The sequence below is a fragment of the Nocardia sp. NPDC102475 genome (genome assembly GCF_055584605.1).
Genome location: NZ_JBVJLS010000080.1, coordinates 1 through 1,096, shown reverse-complemented (window position 1 = coordinate 1,096; position 1,096 = coordinate 1). Strand labels below are relative to the sequence as shown.

Below are 1,096 nucleotides of genomic sequence, written 5' to 3'. Positions count from 1 at the left end.
TCGGCGGTGTTGTGGGTGGCGTAGTTGTCGCAGACCAGGTGCACGTCGAGGTCGCGGGGCACGGCTTTGTCGATAGTGACCAGGAATTTTTTGAATTCGGTGGCACGGTGGCGGCGGTGCAGTTCGCCGATGACGGTGCCGTCGGCGATGTTGAACGCGGCGAACAGGCTGGTGATGCCGTGGCGCAGGTAGTCGGTGCGGCGTTCGGGCGTGCCCACGGTCATCGGCAGCACCGGTTGCGAGCGGTCCAGGGCCTGGATCTGGCTCTTCTCATCGACACAGAGCACGATCGCCTTCTCGGGCGGATTGTGGTACAGGCCAACGACATCGACAACTTTCTCCACGAACAGTGGGTCGGTGGACAGCTTGAACGAATCTTGCAGGTGGGGTTTGAGATCGAACTTCTTCCAGATCCGGCCGATGGTCGATTTCGACAGCCCACTGCGTTTGGCCATGGTGGCCCGTGACCAGTGAGTGTCGTTGCCGGGCAACGTTTCCAGCGTCGCGACGACCACGTCTTCGACCTGGTCGAGCAGGATCGAGGGCGGCCGGCCCGGCCTCGGCTCGTCACCCAGACCGTCGAGCCGGTCCGCGACGAAGCGGCCCCGCCACCGGATCACACTCGACTCATCCACACCGAGGTCCGCGGCGACCTGCTTGTTCGTCACACCCTCGGCGCAAGCCAGCACGATCTTCGCCCGCATGGCCAGATACTGGGCCGTCTTGGCCCGGCGCGCCCACGAAACTAGTTGCGCGCGTTCGGTATCGCTCAACACCAGCTCGGCCTTCGGCCGACCGTCACGGCCACGATCATGCAACCCGGCCAACCGCTCGGCGGCGAACTTCCGCCGCCATTTCGCCACCGTCCCCACAGCCAGACCCAGATCCCGCGCAGCGCCGGCATTCGAAAGACCCTCAGCGCAGGCCAGCACGATTCGCGCCCGCTCGGCGTCACGCCGATCCGGCGACACCGACCTGCGCACCAGCTCGGCACGCTCGACATCCGACAGCACAATCTCGACAGCAGAAGGCCCACGATGCGACACACAAAATAGGTTACATACTTACTTGCCTAATTTCAGGCGCGACACACTAG

Annotated in this window: 1 protein-coding gene; it reads right to left on the bottom strand. The window is 64.1% G+C overall.

What is annotated here, in order from left to right:
• A partial coding sequence (locus ACZ60G_RS44145; protein WP_465818410.1) for an IS630 family transposase occupies positions 1-1,046 on the bottom strand: 1,046 nt, incomplete at its 3' end.
• Between the last annotated feature and the right edge of the window lie 50 nt (positions 1,047-1,096).